Raw genomic sequence first — 19,915 nt, forward strand, 5'->3', positions numbered from 1 at the left:
TACGAAGGTTTGCAAACCTTCGTAAACCCATAAACCTTCGTAAACACAGATGTTAGCGGCTACCTTATGTGGACAAAACATAAATATCATCCTTGGAATGCTAAAGCTCAAAGTTGGGACTATATAGAAAATCGTTTTGCAACGGATTTTAGTGGAGTGCATTTAAGACTGATTGAACTGGTAAAGCATATTAGAAAATCAGGTTTGTCAGAACGGCTTTTCGGTTCAACTTCAATGGACAAACTTGTGGTGAGCATATACGATCCAATAGACTATCGCAAAGAGGCATTACATATAACTTACGATTTGGACAAGAACAGTTGGACGTTTAATTATTTTGCTTTACCATTTCAAGACCCTGAATTTGTAAGAACTTATTCTGGCGAGATGGGAATTGAAAAATTTGATAAGTTTATTAAAATGATAAATTGGTAGTATCACCTTTGTCAAGAAACTTCTCATAAATGTTTCGTCCCGCTTAGGAGAAACAATATTATTCTTGTCAGGCTTCGAGGGGAGAGAGCAAGGCAGCCGCTAACAGTGCGTTTATAAAATTGTGGCGGGACGTTAAGCATTATTTTGCTTTTGTGGTTAATTGAAACTGACGTTTTTTAAATACCACAACTTCATAAACACTTTAACGTTACCACCAATGCTAAGACGACAACGAAAAGAATGAAATACACAAAATACATAGTTATATTGACCTTATTCGTATTAAGTTCCTGTGTGACAAACAGACTAATATTTGAAAGCAAAGAGTTTAACGAATTTGGCAAACTTGACATTAAAACGGTAATACAATTAGAAAGACAAAAGCACTCAAAAGACATTACACCAGACCATCTAATAGGAATTGAAGAAGGGATTTACCCCAACAAAAACAAATATATTTTAGCGACACCAAAAATTTATGGAATCAAAGAGAGACCGAATTTCAAACTTGAAACTGAATATTTTTATGCCGTAAATGACAGTTTAGTAAGAGTAATCCTTTATCAATGGGACGACTTGCAAAAAAAGAATGCTGATTTTTTTAAAGAAGAAAATTATACAAAAAAGTTCAAAGCGTTTCAGGACAATTTTGATAATTTGTCATCTAAACTGACTAAAGAATTTGGAGAACCTATCTCAAAAAATATTGAACAAGGAAAAATTAAGGAGGAGACTTTTAGAGATGACTTAAAATTTAAACGAGCGGACGGAATGAATGCGTATTTATTTATGTTTGGAAACGACAACAACGGATACAGACAAATAAGACTTGCAATTTATAAAGACTGAAAAACTATGAAAACAAGAAGCACTGGTGGTAACACGGGTTTTGCGTCAGGCGGGGTGACGTGCAAACTTAGAGCGTTGTGCTTCTATTTAAGTGTAGTGCTTACTTGACAGTTTGTGCTCCGAAACCCGCCCGAACGCAAAGCCCGAAAACGTTAATAGAGTGAACAGAACTATGCTTTAAGAGCAGCTATATTATATCTCGTCGCTAATCGCCACTACTAAAGCAACGCACGTAATAAACTTCCATTAGCAGAAAAGCAATGGAAGTGACAACTCAACCCGACAGCGTATCACCGGGCACTGCCCAAAAGCTAGGCGCCCCTCCTACTTACTGGCTCACCCGCTTTGTGCTTCTGCGCCTGCTGGGCGCTATCTACGCGGTGGCCTTTTTGGTAGCCATGAACCAGATTGTGCCGCTGATCGGCGCCGACGGGCTGCTGCCGGTTGGCATTTTCCTGAAGCAGGTGAGCGCCGCCCTAGGTTCTGACGGCGCGGGATTTCTGCGGCTGCCGTCGGTGTTCTGGCTCGGACACTCGGATGGGGCGCTGCTGGCGGTGGCCTGGCTTGGGTTTGTACTTTCCTGCGTGGTGGCGGCGGGCTTTGCCAATGCGCTGCTGCTGGCGGTGCTTTGGTTTTTGTACATGTCGCTTGTGCACGTTGGGCAGGAATGGTACGGCTACGGCTGGGAGATTCAGCTGCTTGAAACCGGGTTTCTGGCCATTTTCCTCTGCCCGCTGCTCGATGGGCGGCCCTTTCCGCGGTACGCGCCGCCCATGCCCATTATCGTGCTATTCCGGTGGCTGGCTTTCCGCATTATGCTAGGTGCCGGCCTCATTAAGGTGCGCGGGGATGAGGTATGGCGCAACAGCACGGCGCTTTTCTATCATTTTGAAACACAACCTATTCCGGGGCCGCTGAGCCGGTGGTTTCATTTCCTGCCGCGCATCATGCTGAAGGTTGGGGTGTGGTTCAACTGGCTGGCCGAGATTGTGGCGCCGCTGTTTGCCTTCGGACCTAGGTTGGCGCGGCACATTGCGGGCGTGGTGATGATCTTGTTTCAGCTCAACATCATTCTCAGCGGCAACTTGTCGTTTCTGAACTGGCTGACCATCGTGCCGGCGCTGGCTTGTCTGGATGATGGCTTCTGGGCCAGGCTGCTCCCGAATCGGCTCGTGCGAAAAGCGCAGGCCGCGGCTGAGCAAGCCGAAGAATCGAAGCCGATGCTGGTGACGGCCTGGGCCGTCATGGCCGTCATTGCCATTCTCAGCATTCAGCCCGCGCTGAACATCGTGTCGCCGGGGCAGATCATGAACACGTCCTTCGACCCGCTGGATCTGGTGAATACCTACGGTGCGTTTGGTTCGGTGGGAAAAGAGCGACTGAATGTAGTGTTTGAAGGCACCCTGGACGAGAACCCCAATGACCTGGCGCACTGGCAGCCTTACCGTTACAAAGGCCTGCCGGTGCTGCTCGACCAACCGTCGCCGCAAGTCGCGCCGTATCAGCTGCGGCTCGATTGGCAGATGTGGTTCGCCTCGATGGCGTCGGTTAATGAATATCCGTGGACGCTGAACCTCGTGTGGAAGCTCCTGCACAACGACGCGGGCACGTTAAGTCTGTTTGCCAATAACCCTTTCCCTGGCAAGCCGCCGCGCTACATTCGGGCCGTTTTGTACCGCTACCGTTTCGCGAAGCCCGGCAATCCGCAGGGGCGTTGGTGGGAGCGGGAGCGGATTAGCCTCTGGATTCCGGCCTTATCGGCCCAGGACCCGCGCCTGGTGGAATACCTGCAAGGCGCTGGCTGGATTCGGTGAAGAAGTGTAGCGCGGAAATCTGTTCCGCGACGAGCAGCGCGAGTTCTGATACCTAGGCACTTGCGCTACTCGTCGCGAAACAGATTTCCACGCTACAGGGCTACGTATTTCAGCACCTTTTTGAGCCAGGAAATAGTTACTTTCCTGAGCACCTAGGTATGATGCCTGGCGCCTGGAGCAGCTTAGTATGAACACCATTCAACGGATCCGGAGAATCCATTTTGCGCAGTTCCCCGTGCAGGCCGCGCTGATGGTGCTACTTGTTTTTTCAACGGGCCACCGCTTGCGGGTTACAGGTTCTGCGCCCTCCCCGGCGCCTGCTATTCTGGCCCTGAGCCTGCTGCTGCTTGTGGTGGGCGCGTGTCTGTATCTGGTTTCCAAACGCATTCGGCCCAATCTTCGGCGGCCGGAGGAGCAAAATCGAAAGCTGTATTTGAGCGGCATCATTCTGCGCAACAGCTTTTTAGGTATCCTAGGTTTGCCGCCGCTGATGATCTATCACACCAGTCGAAACTGGCCGGATGCGCTATTTTTTGGCGTGCTCCTGCTTGCCCTTTGCCTCCTGACAGTGCCGACGGAGCAAAAATACCGCCGCTGGCTGCTGCGGTAAGTAGAACTCGTTAAACGTCATTCCGAGGCACGAGGAATCTCGCGTGCTGACGTTGAACGTCATTCCGACTAGCGGGAGGAATCTCGCGTGCAATGGTAAACCTTAACGATTGGAGCAAGCATTGTACGCGAGATGCTTCGACAGGCTCAGCATGACGTGCTGGTAGTAAGCTGGCTTAAAAAAGGCGGCTGTAGGAACGCGCCACGGCGCGTTCTCGTCCGGACGACGTGCCCACAGAAGGTACTAAGCGGCATCGTTCAACGACGAACGCGCCGTGGCGCGTTCCTACCAACCGCTGCAAAACAAAAAGCCCCGCTTGGCAGCAGGGCTTCTCTGGGTGGGTTTTGCGGGTAAGAGCTAGTACTAGAAAATGGAACCGTAGGCCTGACAGCCGGAGCACCAGCCAAAGAAGAATCGGAGCCGTTCGTTCTTGCGCCACTTCTTCAAGGCTTTGGCCTGGGCTTTTTGCGCCGCTTCCTGCGAGAGAACGGCTGGCTTAGATGAAGAAGTAACAGAAGCAGACGCTACTGATTCGGCTTGGAGTTGCTTGGCAGTATTCATGGCGAATGTGATTTAATCCTGGCCTAATGTACAGTATTTGGTTTCAAAAAGTCAAGCGCAAACGTTTTAAATTCATGCAAACGTTTGCTGAACTTAACGGCAAGGCGGGAAGATTAGCTAATCTTATGGTTGTATTGCCGCGTATTTACCTCCTCATCCGTCCTGCTTATGCCTGCTCCCCTCCTGCCCGATTCTCTGGTGCTCAACGGCCGCCTATTCCGCTACGCCGACCTGCAACAATACCCGCTCGACGCCCCGGCCGACCTGAATGGCTACGAGGCGAAGGTGCTGGATTTCTGCCGTGAGTGGCTGAACGGGGCCCTGGCGTTTGAGCTGCGCACCTCCGGCTCCACGGGCACGCCCCAGCTTATCCGGATGCGGCGGCGGCAGCTGGAAGCCAGTGCGCGCCGCACCTGCGAATACCTAGGTTTGGGGGTCGGCGACCGGGAGCTGGTGTGCCTGAACTGCGAGACGGTGGGCGGCCTGATGATGCTGGTGCGCGGTCTGGAGCAGAACATGCACCTGACCATCGTGGAGCCGAATGCCAACCCGCTGGTGCTGGTGGAGCCTGAGGCAGCGTTTGACTTTGCCTCATTTGTGCCCTTGCAGCTGCGCACGCTCCTGGACCGCGGCTACGCGCCGCGCCTCAACCAAATGAAGGCCATTCTGGTTGGGGGCGCCACGGTGGAAAGCACGCTCGAAAAGGCGCTGCAACAGCTCACGGTGCCGATTTACCATACCTACGGCATGACCGAAACGGCCTCGCATATTGCCTTGCGCCGCATCAATGGGCCTGAGGCGTCGCCTTATTACCGGGTGCTGCCCGGCATCCGGGTGGCGCAGGACGAGCGGGGCTGCCTTACCGTGCGCGCCGATGTAACGGACGACCAGCTGATTACGACCAACGACCGGGTGCGCCTCGTGGATGAGCACACTTTCGAGTGGCTGGGCCGGGCCGACTTCGTGATTAACTCGGGTGGCGTGAAGGTGCAGGCCGAGAAAGTGGAGCAAGTGCTGGAAGTAGCGCTGGCCGAGCTAGGTTTGCCAAACCGGCGGGCCTTCGTGGCGGGCCGGGCCGATGAGCGTTTGGGAGAGCAGGTAACCGCTTTTCTGGAAGGCGAGCCGCTGACGGAAGCCGAGCACCAGCCATTACAACAGCTACTTGCTGAGCGACTTGACCGCTACGAACGCCCCCGCGCCTTCGTCTACGTGCCGCAGTTTCAGGCCACGGCTTCCGGGAAGATCGACCGGCTGACAACTATTCGCACCTTGGCTGGTGCATCGCAGCCCGACAAGACGCGGGAAAGCTAGGGTTAGGTTACTGCTCGTTGCCGATCATCGTGCGGCCTTGCTGGCGGAGCAACAGAAGCCAAAGCGCTACCGCTCGCGCCAGTTGCGGCGGTGCAGGCCTTTCTGCGACAGCAGCCGCTCCCGGCCGCGCGCAATCTTGTAGAGGTCGCCAAGGAAGAGCTTCACCCGGCCCAGCACGATAAAGCCGCTCAGCTCCCGCTCCTCGCTGCCATTCAGGAAAAGCATCTGACGGTAGCCGACCCCGGCCCCAACGCCTATCCAGCGGAAAACGCGCATATGCCCGGCCAACGATGGCTCAACCAGCCAGATATGATCAATGGCGGACTGCTGCTGACTACCATCGGGCAGACGGTAGCGGGCAAACACCCTCCCGAAGCCAAACTGCGTGGGCGTGCTCAGCTCCCAACGCGGCGTGCCGATCAGCACGTATTCGCCATACGCCGCCACGTAGCGAAACCGCAGCTCCGCTTGCGTTCCGGGCGGCAAAGCAAGCGGCACGGTACCACTGATGGGCACGCCGCCGCTGAGCAAATATGCCCCAAGGCCGGCGCGCAGGCGGCCGCGCCACTCTACTCCTAGCTTGAATCCGTTGATACCGACCAGCTTTCTGTTCAGGGGTGAAAACCGTTGATCGAATTGCGCCACGATCCGGCGGTGGCGCTGTCGCACCCCAATACCGTTGTGGCGAGCTTCTCCCGGTCCCACCGAATCGGCTACCTGCGCGGTAGCCGTGAGTGAGCCGGCTAATAAGCCAAGCAGGACGAATTTGAGCGACAGATAACGCACGGCAATAGAAAGGAACTGCCACTGCAATACGCACGGCAGCGCCGGCAAGTTAACCAACACCCCCAGCGCTTCACCCGATACTGGTCGGCACTTCGCCCCTGCGCCGTGTCGTTTCACCTTGATTTAGTGTGCCCGAGCTAGGTTGCCGGAGTAGCTTAGCAGCAACAAACTTCTGCTGTTATGACACTTACGCCCGCAAGCCTGTTTCCGTATGCCAGCCAGGCCGCCCTACTCGGGTGGATTCTGCTGATCGTTGCGCCGCGCTGGCGCGTCACGCAGCGCCTCATTATCAGTGGCGCATGGTCGCTGGGACTGGCCGTGGTTTACGCCGTTCTCATTCTCAGCCACTACCTGGGTGGGCAGGCCGACGCAGGCGGGTTTGGCTCACTGGCGGAAGTAGCAGCGCTGTTCCATGATCCGTGGGCGCTGCTGGCCGGCTGGGTGCATTACCTGTGCTTCGACCTGGCCGTGGGCGCCTGGGCCAGCCGCGACGCCCAACGCCGCGGGGTCCCGCACCTGCTGCTGGTGCCGGCGCTGCTGCTCACCTTCCTGTTCGGCCCCGTTGGCTTTTTGCTGTACAACATCGTGCGCCGCTGGTACCCGGCTATGATTACGTCAGCCGATTAATTCTGCGTGTTCCTTTCCACTCCTTTCTCCGCTCTCTACTGCCTATGAAAACGCTCACATTTTCTACTGTCTCCTCCGCTTCTGCTCAAGTTCAGTCTTGGCCGGCTCCGTTCGCGCAATTAGGCAGCTGGCTGGTAGTGCTGCACCGCTGCAACCCCGTGCTTTCGTGGCCAGCCTGGCTGCATGTGGCATTGTTGGTGGTTGCGCTGCTGGCCATGCCCTTCGATGACCGGGTAATAACGGGCACCAACGCGTGGATCAAGCCGGCGAAGTTTGCTATTTCGGGCGCCATCTACCTCTGGACCCTAGGTTGGCTGCTGGCCGATCTGCCGGCGGCTACGCAGCGGGCCGTGCGCCGCATCAGCTGGGGCGTGGCGACGGCGCTGATGGTCGAAATTGCGGCTATCTACGTGCAGGCTGTTCGCGGCACTACGTCGCACTATAACATCAGCTCACCGCTCAATGCGCTGCTATTTGGTTTGATGGGCATCTTTATCATGCTGAATACTGCCCTGATTATCTGGACTTTATTTCTGGTATGGCGGCACCGGCCACACGGTTCAGTGGCTTACGTGTGGGGCGTGCGGCTAGGCGTGCTGCTGTTTCTGGTTGGCAGCGCAATGGGCGGCATGATGATTCACCAGAATGCGCACACCGTCGGGACGCCCGACGGCGGCCCCGGCCTGCTGGGCCTAGGTTGGAGCACCCGCGCCGGCGACCTGCGCATCGCGCACTTCCTGGGGCTGCACGCGTTGCAATTGGTGCCGTTGGCTGGCTGGCTCCTCGGGCGCTACCTGCCGCGCCGTGCTGTAGCGGGCACCTGGCTTTTTGCCCTGACGTATGCCGCCCTGACTGGTTTTATCTTCTGGGAAGCCTTGCAAGGCATTCCGCTGTGGGCACGTTAGCCAACGCTCTACGTGGTGAGGTGGTGAGGTGGTGAGGTGGTGAGCAGTGAGCAGTGAGCAGTGAGCAGTGAGCAATTTATGCCTTTCTTAATCAAAATATTATCTATAAAAATCACCATCTCACCACTTCACCATCTCACCACTACACGGAGGCTGCCGACGCGGTATTAGCGTCAGCCGTAGAGCGATTCGTGCGGATGCGCCGAGCTTGTTCCCGCTGCTTTTGGGCCCAGGGCTCGTCGGTTTCGCTGGGCAGCACGATGGGCACTTGCAGGCACACGCTTTGGGCGGGCAGCACCTGACCCCAATCAGCTATGAGCTGCTTGTAGGCCTCCCCGACGGGCCGGATATTCCGATCTAAGTCGTAGAGACCTAGGGGGTTCACGTTGTTATTATTTTCCCGCAGGGCGGTGTCCCAGTCCATCTGGTCGGTGAGCGAATACCAGGTGAAGCCGATAATGGGCACGCCGTCGTTGCGCACGCGCAGCACGTTGGCCCACTCCTTCCAGAGCCAGTTTACGGCCTCGTCGCCGCAGGGGCCCTGCCAGAGGTTGGTTTCGGTGTGCATCACCGGCAGCCGGTAGCGGTCGTGGTACTGGCTGGTAATAACATGGTAGCCAAATATTTCGCCTGCCGCGCGGGTGCTGCCGTCGGCCGACACGCGGTGCTCGTTGGTTTTGTAGTAGTCATTGCCCATGATGCACTGGTGCTTCATCTTGTTTTCCAGGAAGAAGTGATATTCCCGGCGGGTCATGCCGTTGTCCATCAGGTATTCGTACATCTCCGAATCCACGCGGCGGCCGTAGTTCAGATCGAGCGACAGAAACCGCTTGGCGTTCATCAGCTCGGCGGGCTTGATGGCGGCGGGGTTTTCGGCGTGGAAGTACTCCGACGACTCGCTTTGGACAAACAGCGCATCGGGGCGCACCCCGGCAATGGCCTGCATCGCCAGCACATTGGCCTTCACGATATACTTGAGGGCCGTGACGAACGCCTTGTCACTCGTCAGCTGCTCGTTCCACCAGCCAAACAGAGCCGAAAACTCGGCGCAGATGTACATCTCATTCACGGGCGTGTAGAGCTGCACCCACGGAAAACGCTTGGCAAAATCGCGGGCGTAGCGGGCAAACAGCGCCGGAAAATCCGGGTTCTGGAAATTACCCAGCCAGTCGGGCACCCCGAAGTGGCACAAGTCCACGATGGGCACAATGTCGCGCCGGCGCAGGTCCTGGAAGGTTTCATCAGCAAACGACCAGTCGTAGTGACCCGGCCCCAGCCAGGTGGTATGAATGGGCGGCCCGTAGCGTAAGAAGCTGATACCTAGCTCCTGTACCAGGTCAAAATCGCGCTTCCAGTAGCTGTAGTGGCCGCATTTCTCCATTTCATCCATCCGGACTTTCCCGCCCTGAATGGTTGGATAACTGTTTTCGATGCCGGTGGCGAAGATGAAGTGGGGTACCATAAGGGGCGATTAGGGAAACGAAAAAGGCCGTTGCCGAGCAAGCACAGCAACGACCTTCGTATTCTTTTCGGGCTAGGCAGGAAGCCTAGATTAAGCGAACATGAAGCGGCACCTAGGTACCTAAAGCTAGGCAGCGGGCTCCAGCAGCTCCACCTGCCCGCGCAGATCCATCAGGAAGCACCGCACTTGCAGGGGGTAGTCGTTTTCAGTGCTCCAGGCCAGAATCTTTCCCTTCAGCTTGAGCGCGTATTTCAGGTGATCTTCGCGCTCGTCGTGCTGGCGCGTGTCGGTATCGTCGAAGTCGCCGGCGTCGCCTAAAAACTCCCGGTAAGCGCCGCAGTTACGGTGCTCCATAATGTACACATCCTTGATATTGTGTAGCTTACAAGCCACTTTCAGGTGATCAAAGAAGGCGTCGTTCCAGTGTCCATTCACGTCCGTACCCAAGGCTGCGCCCGCCAGAATGAACTGGTCGTAGCGGTTGTTGAGGTTGTCGCGGTCCATAAACCGCACGATGTCGTCGAGTAGGCGCAGGTCCATGCAGCTGAGCAGGAGCACGTTGCCGCGCGGCGCCGGATACGTTGATTTCATAGCAGACAGAGGTGAAGGTGAAGGAATAAAAACGAGGCAAAGCACCTAGGTAAGTAACCTACTTACAGACAGTTACTCTGCCTGAAGATACTGCAACGCTTCTTCGTTGCCTTGCTGAATAGCTAGGTCGTGGGCAGAAAGGCCGCGCCGGTCGCGCAGGGTCTGGTCGGCGCCAGCCTCGACCAGGATCTTGACCAGGTTGTTGCGCCCAAACAGGGTAGCAAACATGAGGGCCGTGCCGTCGTTGCCGTTGCGGGCGTTCAGGTCGGCCCCGTGCTGAATCAGCAGCTGAGCGATTTCGGGGTAGCCTTTGAAAGAGATGCCCATCAGCGCAGAGTTGCCGCTAACATCCTGAATTTTAGGATCGGCGCCGGCTTCCAGCAGGAGCCTGGTGGCTTCCAGGTGGCCATCGTAGCTGGCTAAAATCAGGGCGGTGAAGCCGCGGCCATCCTGCACGTTCACGTCAATGCCGCCTTCGAGCAGGTGTTGGAGGTACGCCACATCGCCCTTGCGGGCCGCGTCAAAAAGCAGATCTTCAGGTCGGGCGGAATAAAAAGACATGTTGGAGTTCGGGGGTTCGGGGTTCTGATACAATTACGCAACAAGAACAAAATTGACGGGCTTTGTTCCGGCAATTCAGCCAAGCAATGTAGCACGATGTAGCGCGAAGCTCCCGCTTCGCGTATCGTTGAACGACTTGTGCCTGCACAACCTAGGTTTAGCTAACGATTTCGTGCAACGATACGCGAAGCGGGAGCTTCGCGCTACATCGTACTACAGCAGCTTGCCTTCCTTTTGGTATTCCAGGCGAATGCCGTCCATCACGTCTTCGAGCGTGAGTAGCTGCGCCTGCCGCGCCAACGCCCGCAGCGCTACAAACTGCACGATGTTCAGAATAGCCGCGCCCGACAGTTCGTAGCGGGCGGCTAGCGTTTCCAGGGCCACATCGGCGGCGAGCGGCACGTTGGGCGGCAGGGTTTTCTGCCAGAGCGCCAGCCGCTCGGCCGCCGTGGGCATGGGGAAGTGAATCATGGCCTGAAAGCGCCGAGCAAAGGCCGGGTCGAGGTTGCTTTTCAGGTTGGAGGCGAGAATCACGAGGCCGTCAAACTCTTCGATCTTTTGCAGCAGAAAGGCCACTTCCTGATTGGCGTAGCGGTCGTGGGCGTCGCGGGTGTCGGTGCGCTTGCTGAACAAGGCATCGGCTTCATCAAAGAACAGAATCCAGTTCTTCGACTGCGCTTTATCAAACAAGCCACCTAGGTTCTTCTCCGTCTCGCCGATGTACTTCGACACCACCAGCGAGAGGTCGATGCGGAACACGTCGCGGCTCGTGTGCTTACCTAGCAAGCTGGCGGTCATGGTTTTGCCGGTGCCGGGCGGGCCGTAGAATAGCGCCCGGTAGCCGGGCTTCAGGCGGGCACCTAGCCCCCACTCGCCGCGCAGAGTTTCGTTGTGGTGTACCCAATTTTCCAGGTCGCGGATCTGGGCCAGGGTGCCGGGCGGCAGCACTAGGTCGCTCCAGGCCAGCTCGGTGCGTAAGTGCTGGGCCGGAAAACCAGGGCTGAGCGCCGGCGTGGAAACATGGCCGGTGGTGAACAGCTCCACGTACTCGGGGTCGAGGATCAGCCGGCCGCTCAGGCGCGGCTCGCCGACAGGCACCTCTCCCAAGGTGAGCATCTTATGATAAGCAAACGGATGATCTGAGCTAAACAAAGGCAAGAGGCGTTGCCGCTGCGTCAGGCTGGTACCGGCCAGCACGAATAATACGGTTTCGCCTGTAGGCAGGAGGCCACGATGATTCGTGCCCCGCACACCTCCAAACTCAGGAAGTTCGCCTCTGTTCGGGGCATATTCCCCAATTAACTCATCAAAGAAGCTGGGTTGAAGATGCGGCACCAGGGCCATGCTCAGATAAACCAACTCCTCCTCATTGGGCTGAGTTTGCACCAGGAACTGAGCAAATGGCGCATCCGCAGCCGCTTCGTAGAGCGGCGGCGTGGGCCGATTCAGCGATGAGTTTGCGGGGTTCACCAAAAGGCTTAGTCGCCAGGCGAGCAGCTGATGCAGATACTCGAAGGTTTTGGTCAGGTCAGTCATACCGCTGGACGGATAATCGGTCGGTGCTTACTCCGCTTTTCACTCATCTTTCCCTTTAAACTTTTGCCCTACTTCTGGTTTGTACGCTGGCTCCTTGTTACCTAAGCTACTATTCAGCTCAACGGAAATGAGCCGCACAGCTGCCGAGTCGAACCAGCTTTTACGCTCGTTCTGTGTTTGATGCCGCCCATCGTTATTCCAGTGCGATACCATTGAATCGGGGAAATGGTCGACCGACCCTCGTTTGGGCACGGAAGCATAGGTTTGCCCGTTGATGATAATCTTCGGATGCCATCTTTCCTCACTGTGTGCTGCTTCACTAATGAAGCGTTCGGCTGGCTTTAGCGGATCGGCAAGCTTGCCCGTGATTGTACCGCTTACTTCGGGCACGGGCGGACCAGGGGTAATAACCGTGAAGCCGCTTGCTAAGAATTTACCATTCAGCAATGGGTCGCGTCGCGATGCGTACAGTGTGCTCATGCTTGGATAGAACCAAGGGCGAATGTTGCTGCTGCCCTGATAAGCAGGCTTCAGCTCGAACTTTGCGCCTCCAACCGGTACTACGTACTTCGATGGGTGCTTGAAGGAAGCGGCACTACGCCGCCACACGGTTCCTTCTTTGGAATATTTCAAGGTATTCACTCCATCGTTAGCGGTAGCTGTGGTGAAGTTTACCAGCCGCTCTACTCCTGTTGTCGGATTTCGGATAGCCATTGCTTTGCTATTAGTTACTTGCTCTAATGCGCTGGTCGCGATAATCTCCACCCACGACCCCACGGGCACAGCAACCCCAGTTGCCGTCGCGCCCGCGGCACCCTGCACCTGCGCCTGCGTGTTCTGCTGCTTGGGCGGACTGGCAGCGGCTTTCACCGCCCACACGCCTTCGGTGGTGGGCACTACTTCCAATAAGCTTAGTTGGTAACGCAACTTAATTGCGGCTAGCAACGGCATCAGCACGGCACTGGCGACTGGTCGGCCTGCAAAGCGGTTTACAATCGGCACGGCCGCGGCCAGCGCATTATCGACCCGCTCGCCCGGCGTGTTGCCGCCGGCTACGCTGCCCACCAATCTGCGTCCCTGCGCCACTACCCAGGTTACCACCCGATCCAGGGCCCGATCAACGGGCTGCCGCACGCGGGCAATGGTGTTGCGGATGGTGTTGGAAATGCCACCTAGGCCCAGCAACCTAGCTAAGAAGCTGATAATCACGGGCACCATGCGGCCCATTGTTTCTTCGACGCGCGTGGCCGCCGCCCCGATGTTGCCGGCCGCAATGGCGGCAATGGAGTTGACGTACGATTCGACCACGGCCCCGATCTGGTTGATGCGCTCCATGAAGAACATCACCGTATTATAAGTGGCAATGATGGCCTGGATAACCGCGCCGGCCGGGTTCAGCATGGAGGCAATGCGGATAATAGCTTGGCCAACAACCGTTTGGCGCACCCAGCCGATAATGCCGTCGAGCACCATATCGCGCAGATTGCCCAGGTATTCCAGGATTTTCTGCCAGGCTGCGGCGGGTCCTTGGGTGATGAGAATGCGCAGGAAATCAAACACCTGTTCCAGCCGGCTCACAAACTGCTCGCTGGTGGCGCGCACCAGCTTGGCCCGGATGTTCTGGTAGGTCAGACCTAGGATCTGGAGCACCAACGACAAGATGCCTTGCAGGTTGAACTCGCGCGGCAGCTGCAAGCCAGCACCTTCCAGCGCCCCGAGCAGCCAGCCGACTACGCCGCGCTGCAAGTGCGTGAGGGCGTTGCCCATAAATTGCCGAAAACCCTGCACCCCCGCCCGCACGAGGTTGCCCACGAACCGCACCGGGTCGCGGATGATGACCAGGAACGTGTTGCGGGAGCGTTTCAAGATAGCCAGCACCCTGGCCCCACCGGCACCCATCACGGCCTCGAAGATGAGTTCCAGCATCTTGATCAGAGCCGAGCCCGCGAAACCTAGGATGTCGGCGGCCAGGCCGGTGAACAGGCCCACGATGCGGCCGATGGTTTCCAGGGGGTGCAGCACGGCATCAGGCGTGAGCGTATCCCACACGGCCGTGAACGTGCCTTTTATTCGCTCCCAGGTCAGGTTGCGGCTACTGGTTTCCTGATTAAACCAATCGAAGGCGCGTTGCAAGGCACCCGATTCCTGCATGTGCCGGAAGCGTTCCTCGCCGTTGTCCATCAGGCTCATAAAGCCGCGCACGAGGTTGACGGGGCTGCGGTCCACTACTTCGTCGGTGAACGGGTCTTTGCCGATAATGACGGTGAGCAGCGGGAAGCCGCGCATCTGCCGCGCGCGGTTGCTCAGGGGCCGTACGATGGTTTCCTTCAGGAACGTGACGACCTGCGCCACCACGCGCCCCACAAACGCCGTGATCCGGCTGAACGGCGGCCCAAACACGCGATGCGCCACGGCAATGTTGCCGTCGATACCCAGGCTGATGCCCATTTCATCCCACGCCTGACTGAACAGGCCCTGCACATAGGAAAGCGAGATGCCGAGTGACGCCACCTGCGCATCAATCCAGTCGGCAGCGCGGGCGATGATGCCTTCATCGCGGAGCTTGTTGAACAGCAGCAAGCCGATGGGCCCACCCAGGGTCAGGAAGCCTTCGATGAGGTTGGCGGTGGTGCGCGGCACGTTGCGTTGCAGCACGGGGTTGTAGCCGATCAGCACCGTGAGCAGGCGCCAGCCGGGCAGCGCCGCCAGCCAGCCATCGATGCGGCCCGCCACATCGATGCCGAACAGGCGCTGCACACCGGGCGCTGCCGTCGACACGGCCGGCGAGCTAGCCTGCCGCTGCACGGCCGCGCCCTGCTGCACGACGTGCGTAAGCTCGTGGGCGAGCAGGTGCTGGCCGCCGGAGCTGCCGGTGTCGTACTTGCCGGCATTGAAATAAACGTGATTCTGATACGTGAAAGCTTGAGCACCAATCTGCTGGCTCATCTGCACGGCCGGGGCATCGGTGTGCACCCGCACCGCCGAGAAGTCGGCGCCGAAGCGCGGCTCCAGCTGCTGGCGCACCACGGGGCTGAGCGGCTGCCCTCCCGATTGGCTGGCCGCGAGCTGCGTTTCAAACGACCTAGGTGGAGTCGGCGCAGTGGCCTCGCCTTTCCGGCGAATCTCTTTTTCCTCGGCCTTGGCTTGCAACCTAGGTCGGGCTTGCGTCCGCGCATTAGCGCCACCGTTCAGCGGCATGCGCATCACGCGGTCGGCGGTGGCTTCGGCTTCGCGCTCGTGGGCGTCATCGGCGCGCCCGACGGCTAGCTTTGGCTGTACAAAGGGCTTGAAAAAGGGCGTTTCCGTGGCCTGCCGCCGGAGCGTTGCGCCGCCGCTTGGGGCAAAAAACGGCGTAGCGGCCGGGGCGGCATTCGTCGCTTTTGCTGCGGGGGCCGGCTGGAGTTGCTTCGAGGCGCTGCTCATGGCTGTTCGGTTTAGCCCCAGCTGACCATCAGCCGCTTCGGCATCCAAGGCAGTTGCACCACGCCCAGGCCCCAACCATAAGGCAGCTGGTCGAGGAGCACGTCCTGGGCTTTCTGCTCGACGGTGAGGGTCCAGCTGCCGTCGGGGGCGTGCTCCAATTTGCCTTCGCGCTGCAAAAAGCCCTCACGCAGCCCCGTCGGCGACGTATTCTTCAGGGCCGGCCAATGGTTGATGGCGGCCTTCAGCAGTTCCGTGCCTTCTTCCCGCGCCTGCCTGGGCAGCCGCACGCGGGCGTTCTGGGGCGCAGCCGCCGGCACGCCGCAGAGCAGCTTGGGCAATAACAGCTCATACTCAGCGGCCTGACTGTTGCCAGTAGCCAGAAAATGGACGAGGCGCACGGCCTGCATCTGCGCGGTTTTGCTGCGAAACTCATCGTCTGCCAGCCACCCACAGGCTGCGAAACAGGCTGCTAAAAACGGATGCAGCAGCACCACGCCGGCATTCTCCACGAACTGCACCGCGTCGGATAAGGCGTCTTCCGGACTGGCGGCGCGGCGTGGTGCGGTGGCAGCCGCCTTTGCATCTCCTAGGTTTTCAGGCGCTAATACCTCCGCCAGCAGGCTGCGGGCCGCGTCCAGATTGCGGGATTCGGCAGCATCGTTTACGGCGGCCAGCTGGGTTAGCAGCGCGGACCAATCGATGGGCACCGAATGGCTGAGCCGTTGTATAATCCGCTCCCAGATGAGGCTGTCAAGCGGCTCCGCGGCGTCTTCGTAGGGCAGCTGCCGCAGTTGCAGCAGCTGCTCTGCCAGCTGTCGGAGCTGGGGCGCTGCTCCCAGGGCCGCTCCAATAGCCAGCCACAGCAAAACTGAAAACTGATTGATCAGGCGCTGCCGGGCTCTTGGGAGCGTGAGCGTCTGCTGTAAGCTAGCTTGTTGCGCCGGGCTGAGCGCACCCACCAGCGCCACGAGCTGCGGCTCCCACTGCCGCATAGAAGGCAGCCCGGCGGCGGAAGACGGCAGCACGCCGTTAGTCAGAAAATAGATAAGCTGCTCAAAATCATTCATCTGCGCCGTCCAAACTGCCGTGCCCTGCAACCGGGCGTCGGCAATAGCTTCCCGGAGCTTCAGGCGGAGCAGCGCGGGCAAGCGGTCGGCGAGCTGGCGCTCCATCACGGCGCTTTGCAGCGTACCTAGGTCCACTTCCAGCCGGTCCAGCTCCACCCACTCGCCCGGCCGGCCTACCTCCGACAGCACCTCGTCAAGCGCATTCAGCAAACGCCGGCTTTGCAGCTCCTGCTCGGCCCGCTGCTGCACCGCACGGCCATCCGCTGCGCCCACGAGGTGCAGGCGCAAGGCCAGGCGGTAGATGATATGCGGACTGGTGGAAGACATACGTTTTTGCTGATCTGTTTTGACCTTATCCTACCTGCACTTGCCCCCGAACAGGCCCGCAAAGGGCTGCCTCGCCTTGCCTCATGGTGAGCACCAGCAGGCCATTGCCGACCGGAATGTTGGTGCTGAAAACGGGCGCTATTTCGGCGTCGAAGGAGAAACGACTGCGGTTCTTGTCGATTTTGGCTACTGCGGCGGGCGTAATGGGCTTGTTGTTGAACGTCCATTCGTAAGCAATGCCGTCGGGCGGGGTCAGGATGTTGGCTTCGAAATGCACGGTGCGCTGGTCGGGGTTGAGGCGCGTGTTTTCGATGGTGAAGCTGCCCGGCAGCACAAAAACATCGATGCTGGCGGTGGCCCCCTCGAGCTTATAGGTGATGGTGTGCTTGCCCTCCTGCGTGGCCGTGAACTGCCCTTCGCCACTGACCTGCAAGGTTTTCGACGAAAACTCCCCACCTCTTGGGTCCGCCGCCACCTGGTTGTCGGCGCCCATGCACATCACCGGCGACTTCAGCTCCAGCCTGATAACGGGTCGCGCCGTGAAGGTCACGGTTTGCGGCTCCGACCTAGCTTTGCAGCCACCGTTGGAAGCCGTCAGCGTCGCGTTGAACTCGCCCGAGCCATCTTCCTTGAGCTGATAAACGTGCTGGGTGTTGCCATTAATGGTGTCGCTGAGCGTGATGGTTTCCGTGGGTGAGCCGTCACCAAAATCCCAGGTTACTTCCGTGGCGTCGGAGCTGAGGTTATTGAAGGCAATGGTCCCGACTTCAGCCCGCGCCGGTGCGCTAAAGCGGAACCTAGGTATCGGCAGCGGCAACACCTCCACATCGATAGAAACCGTCTGACTATCAGTTGCTTGATACTTCAGTGTGTGTGTGCCGACGACCGTAGGGTTGAAGAAGAAGCTGCTGCCTTTTTGCGTCACCAGCGCGTCATCGAAAGAGCCGCCGGGGGGCGCCACTTCGATAAGGCTAGGTTCTTCGTTCAGGCAAAAGACGGTTTTGGGCAGCGCAATGCCGGGCGGCGGCTGGGGTAGCACAAACTGCACGCCGTTGCCACGGGCGGGCCGCATATAAGGAAGATAAAAATCGGCTACTACGGCCGGCGAGCCGCCTCGTACGTTGCCGACGTTGTCTTTGTAGACCAGCACGAACGTGCCGCCCCGCGGCACGCCGGCCCCGTGTTCCAGCCCCGGATTAGCGCGCAGAAAGGGCCCAAACGTCAGGGCATCTTCAAAGGCTGTGCCCCGCCGGTGGTAAGCGGCATTCAGGTTTTGCAGCAGCGGCAGTTTATCCAGAATACACTGCGCCGGTGGCTGTTGCTTGTTCATCGTCAGCAGAATGCGCTTGTAAGGCTCCAGCGTTTTGGCGAAAGCAGCTTCCGGCAGCTGAAGCACCACACTCAACGAGGCAATAGGTGCGGCCGTTTTTAGTTCTTTCTCCAGGCAATGAATCTGCGCCAGCAAATCGTCGAAATCGGCTTGCAAGTCGGCGAAGTCGAAGGTTTCACCGAAGGTTATCAAGCGCTGATTGGCGTCGGCGCGTAGGGCCAGCACGTCGAAAGCTAGGTTGTACTCTTGCCGCAGGGTCAGCAGCTTGGTTAAGGTTGGCACCAAGCCCGCCTCGAGAAAACCCTCAATCCGATAAAACGGAACAGTCTCAATGCCAAAGCGAAACGGCTGCACCACCTCCGGCGGCGCCCCAGCCAGCGGCGCATGATACGAGGCCACCCACGGCGTGCGGCACACCCTAGCTAGCGCGTAGCTCCAAGACGTGCGTGTTTCGGGCTTGTAGTAGAACGGCATAGCCCGCCTGTCAATAAACGCGGCGCGGTACTGATCGGGCGTGATGCCGAGGGCCGGCGTGGCAAAAACCGCAGCGCGGGCGCCTGCCACGTTCAACGAAGCCTGCGTGGTGCGCGTGGCGGGCACTTCAAAATTCTCAATCAGCTGGCCGATACGCTGGTAAAAAGCCAGGGCTCGTTCGCGCGCTTCCTTCTCCTCCGTCACGGCGGGCGAAGGCCGGAACGCGTGCCGGTACTGCGGCTTACACAAGCTGGGAGCTAGCACCAGCTCACCTAGCAACAGGTGCTTGGGGAAAGCCGTTTCGGGCGGCATGCACAGCACCAGCCAGTGCCGCGTAGCCTGCCGAAACTCCTCATACGCGTCGTGTAGGTCCTTGAGCCAGTCGTACACGTACTGGCTGCGCGCATCCTCGCTGACACTATTTACTTTGCTGAGCAACAGCTTGATCCATGCGGCCGGCGAGGTAATACCGCTCACGTCTTTGATCAACTGATACGCTTGCTTCAGCTCATTGCCAAACGTGGTAGCCGCCCGACTCAGGAAGTTCTGGAAGCGCTGCAACGACGGCCCATACCCCCGATCATCGAGGCGCACGCGGGGCATAGCCACCACTGGCAGGCGCGTGTAGGCAGCCGCCAACTCGCGGTACTCGGCGGCGATGAGGGCATCGGCATCGGTTTGGCGCACTAGCAGCACATGCAGGCGGTTGTTGTAGGCGTCGCCTTTGTTGTCGCAGGCCACGCCGGTGCATTCGTCGGCGGCTTTCACGGCGCTTTCCAAGTACAGCAGCACGACTTTGTCGGCTAGGTCGAGTTGGGTTAAGGGGCTCGTGTCCGGCTCGGGACGTGTCGGGCTAGCTTTTGACTCCGGAAAGATTTCCCAGAGCTGTAGTCCGCGCACTACCTGAAAGGGCGCGTACACGGGGTGCGCGCTTAGGTCATAAGGTGCGAAGCGGGTGTAGGTTGTGTTAGCTTCGATGCTGAGCAAGTCGCCTTCCGTCGTCACCCCGCAGCCCGCCGACACGGTCACGCCACCCGCTCGCCCCTGCCCTAGCCCCGCTTGCAAGCCGCACACCACGCCCACCCCAATCAGCCGCGTGCGGGTTTGCTGCTCCTGGCCTAGCAAGAAGCCAAAGAGCTTGTTGAGCTGGTCGGCCGTCAGCACCATGTCGGGCTGAAACACGGTCAGCCCGTAGTTGCTCGGGTCAAAAGGCGCGGGCAGGGTGGATAGGTATGGATTCAACATG

The 19,915-nt window shown here is 58.3% G+C and carries 16 protein-coding genes; 7 read left to right on the forward strand and 9 right to left on the reverse strand.

Going from position 1 to position 19,915, the window contains the following annotated elements; all coding sequences use genetic code 11:
* The first annotated feature begins 66 nt into the window (after positions 1-66).
* From IEX74_RS20030 to IEX74_RS20045, 4 genes are all read left to right on the forward strand, one after another.
* Positions 67-435 carry a hypothetical protein gene (locus tag IEX74_RS20030; RefSeq protein ID WP_188815817.1) on the forward strand — a complete coding sequence of 123 codons (369 nt, stop codon included), beginning with the start codon at positions 67-69 and terminating at the stop codon, positions 433-435.
* Positions 436-729: 294 nt separating this feature from the next.
* Positions 730-1,284 carry a hypothetical protein gene (locus IEX74_RS20035; protein ID WP_188815818.1) on the forward strand — a complete coding sequence of 185 codons (555 nt, stop codon included), beginning with the start codon at positions 730-732 and terminating at the stop codon, positions 1,282-1,284.
* A gap of 260 nt (positions 1,285-1,544) precedes the next feature.
* A complete protein-coding gene (locus tag IEX74_RS20040) occupies positions 1,545-3,098 on the forward strand; it encodes a lipase maturation factor family protein (RefSeq protein ID WP_188815819.1) in 1,554 nt (517 codons plus the stop codon).
* Positions 3,099-3,285: 187 nt separating this feature from the next.
* Positions 3,286-3,708 carry a hypothetical protein gene (locus IEX74_RS20045; RefSeq protein ID WP_188815820.1) on the forward strand — a complete coding sequence of 141 codons (423 nt, stop codon included), beginning with the start codon at positions 3,286-3,288 and terminating at the stop codon, positions 3,706-3,708.
* 363 nt (positions 3,709-4,071) lie between these two features.
* Here IEX74_RS20045 and IEX74_RS20050 read toward each other — a convergent pair whose 3' ends face one another.
* Positions 4,072-4,269 carry a hypothetical protein gene (locus IEX74_RS20050; protein ID WP_188815821.1) on the reverse strand — a complete coding sequence of 66 codons (198 nt, stop codon included), beginning with the start codon at positions 4,267-4,269 and terminating at the stop codon, positions 4,072-4,074.
* Positions 4,270-4,437: 168 nt separating this feature from the next.
* Here IEX74_RS20050 and IEX74_RS20055 point away from each other — a divergent pair, with 168 nt between their 5' ends.
* Positions 4,438-5,580 carry an AMP-binding protein gene (locus tag IEX74_RS20055; RefSeq protein ID WP_188815822.1) on the forward strand — a complete coding sequence of 381 codons (1,143 nt, stop codon included), beginning with the start codon at positions 4,438-4,440 and terminating at the stop codon, positions 5,578-5,580.
* Between the two features lie 66 nt (positions 5,581-5,646).
* Here the strand turns inward: IEX74_RS20055 and IEX74_RS20060 are convergent, their stop codons facing one another.
* Positions 5,647-6,483 carry a hypothetical protein gene (locus IEX74_RS20060; protein ID WP_188815823.1) on the reverse strand — a complete coding sequence of 279 codons (837 nt, stop codon included), beginning with the start codon at positions 6,481-6,483 and terminating at the stop codon, positions 5,647-5,649.
* 63 nt (positions 6,484-6,546) lie between these two features.
* On the opposite strand from IEX74_RS20060, the gene IEX74_RS20065 reads away from it, so the two are divergent.
* The gene (locus IEX74_RS20065) at positions 6,547-6,993 is read left to right on the forward strand and encodes an ABA4-like family protein (RefSeq protein ID WP_188815824.1); all 447 of its coding nucleotides are present in this window, start codon (positions 6,547-6,549) and stop codon (positions 6,991-6,993) included.
* 44 nt (positions 6,994-7,037) lie between these two features.
* Complete coding sequence (locus IEX74_RS20070) at positions 7,038-7,898, forward strand: hypothetical protein (protein ID WP_188815825.1); 861 nt, start codon at positions 7,038-7,040, stop codon at positions 7,896-7,898.
* A 142-nt stretch (positions 7,899-8,040) separates the two neighbouring features.
* Here the strand turns inward: IEX74_RS20070 and IEX74_RS20075 are convergent, their stop codons facing one another.
* From IEX74_RS20075 to IEX74_RS20105, 7 genes are all read right to left on the reverse strand, one after another.
* The gene (locus tag IEX74_RS20075; RefSeq protein WP_188815826.1) at positions 8,041-9,360 is read right to left on the reverse strand and encodes a family 1 glycosylhydrolase; all 1,320 of its coding nucleotides are present in this window, start codon (positions 9,358-9,360) and stop codon (positions 8,041-8,043) included.
* Positions 9,361-9,486: 126 nt separating this feature from the next.
* Positions 9,487-9,951, reverse strand: coding sequence for a hypothetical protein (locus IEX74_RS20080; RefSeq protein ID WP_188815827.1), 465 nt, complete (start codon positions 9,949-9,951; stop codon positions 9,487-9,489).
* Between the two features lie 72 nt (positions 9,952-10,023).
* On the reverse strand, positions 10,024-10,512 hold the full coding sequence (locus IEX74_RS20085; RefSeq protein ID WP_188815828.1) for an ankyrin repeat domain-containing protein: 489 nt from the start codon (positions 10,510-10,512) through the stop codon (positions 10,024-10,026).
* Positions 10,513-10,725: 213 nt separating this feature from the next.
* Positions 10,726-12,048, reverse strand: coding sequence for an ATP-binding protein (locus IEX74_RS20090; RefSeq protein ID WP_188815829.1), 1,323 nt, complete (start codon positions 12,046-12,048; stop codon positions 10,726-10,728).
* A gap of 39 nt (positions 12,049-12,087) precedes the next feature.
* Positions 12,088-15,471 carry an eCIS core domain-containing protein gene (locus IEX74_RS20095; protein ID WP_188815830.1) on the reverse strand — a complete coding sequence of 1,128 codons (3,384 nt, stop codon included), beginning with the start codon at positions 15,469-15,471 and terminating at the stop codon, positions 12,088-12,090.
* A gap of 11 nt (positions 15,472-15,482) precedes the next feature.
* Positions 15,483-16,865, reverse strand: a complete 1,383-nt coding sequence (locus IEX74_RS20100; protein WP_188815831.1) for a contractile injection system tape measure protein — start codon at positions 16,863-16,865, stop codon at positions 15,483-15,485.
* 25 nt (positions 16,866-16,890) lie between these two features.
* Positions 16,891-19,914, reverse strand: a complete 3,024-nt coding sequence (locus tag IEX74_RS20105; RefSeq protein ID WP_188815832.1) for a PKD domain-containing protein — start codon at positions 19,912-19,914, stop codon at positions 16,891-16,893.
* Position 19,915: the final 1 nt, after the last annotated feature.

The sequence above is a fragment of the Hymenobacter cavernae genome, assembly GCF_014641455.1.
GTDB classification, from domain to species: Bacteria; Bacteroidota; Bacteroidia; order Cytophagales; family Hymenobacteraceae; genus Hymenobacter; species Hymenobacter cavernae.

Coding starts and splice junctions, on each gene's coding strand:
- IEX74_RS20030 (WP_188815817.1), top strand. CDS start 67: ATGTGGACAAAACATAAATATCATCCTTGGAATGCTAAAGCTCAAAGT.
- IEX74_RS20040 (WP_188815819.1), top strand. CDS start 1,545: ATGGAAGTGACAACTCAACCCGACAGCGTATCACCGGGCACTGCCCAA.
- IEX74_RS20045 (WP_188815820.1), top strand. CDS start 3,286: ATGAACACCATTCAACGGATCCGGAGAATCCATTTTGCGCAGTTCCCC.
- IEX74_RS20050 (WP_188815821.1), bottom strand. CDS start 4,269: ATGAATACTGCCAAGCAACTCCAAGCCGAATCAGTAGCGTCTGCTTCT.
- IEX74_RS20055 (WP_188815822.1), top strand. CDS start 4,438: ATGCCTGCTCCCCTCCTGCCCGATTCTCTGGTGCTCAACGGCCGCCTA.
- IEX74_RS20065 (WP_188815824.1), top strand. CDS start 6,547: ATGACACTTACGCCCGCAAGCCTGTTTCCGTATGCCAGCCAGGCCGCC.
- IEX74_RS20070 (WP_188815825.1), top strand. CDS start 7,038: ATGAAAACGCTCACATTTTCTACTGTCTCCTCCGCTTCTGCTCAAGTT.
- IEX74_RS20075 (WP_188815826.1), bottom strand. CDS start 9,360: ATGGTACCCCACTTCATCTTCGCCACCGGCATCGAAAACAGTTATCCA.
- IEX74_RS20080 (WP_188815827.1), bottom strand. CDS start 9,951: ATGAAATCAACGTATCCGGCGCCGCGCGGCAACGTGCTCCTGCTCAGC.
- IEX74_RS20085 (WP_188815828.1), bottom strand. CDS start 10,512: ATGTCTTTTTATTCCGCCCGACCTGAAGATCTGCTTTTTGACGCGGCC.
- IEX74_RS20090 (WP_188815829.1), bottom strand. CDS start 12,048: ATGACTGACCTGACCAAAACCTTCGAGTATCTGCATCAGCTGCTCGCC.
- IEX74_RS20095 (WP_188815830.1), bottom strand. CDS start 15,471: ATGAGCAGCGCCTCGAAGCAACTCCAGCCGGCCCCCGCAGCAAAAGCG.
- IEX74_RS20100 (WP_188815831.1), bottom strand. CDS start 16,865: ATGTCTTCCACCAGTCCGCATATCATCTACCGCCTGGCCTTGCGCCTG.
- IEX74_RS20105 (WP_188815832.1), bottom strand. CDS start 19,914: ATGTTGAATCCATACCTATCCACCCTGCCCGCGCCTTTTGACCCGAGC.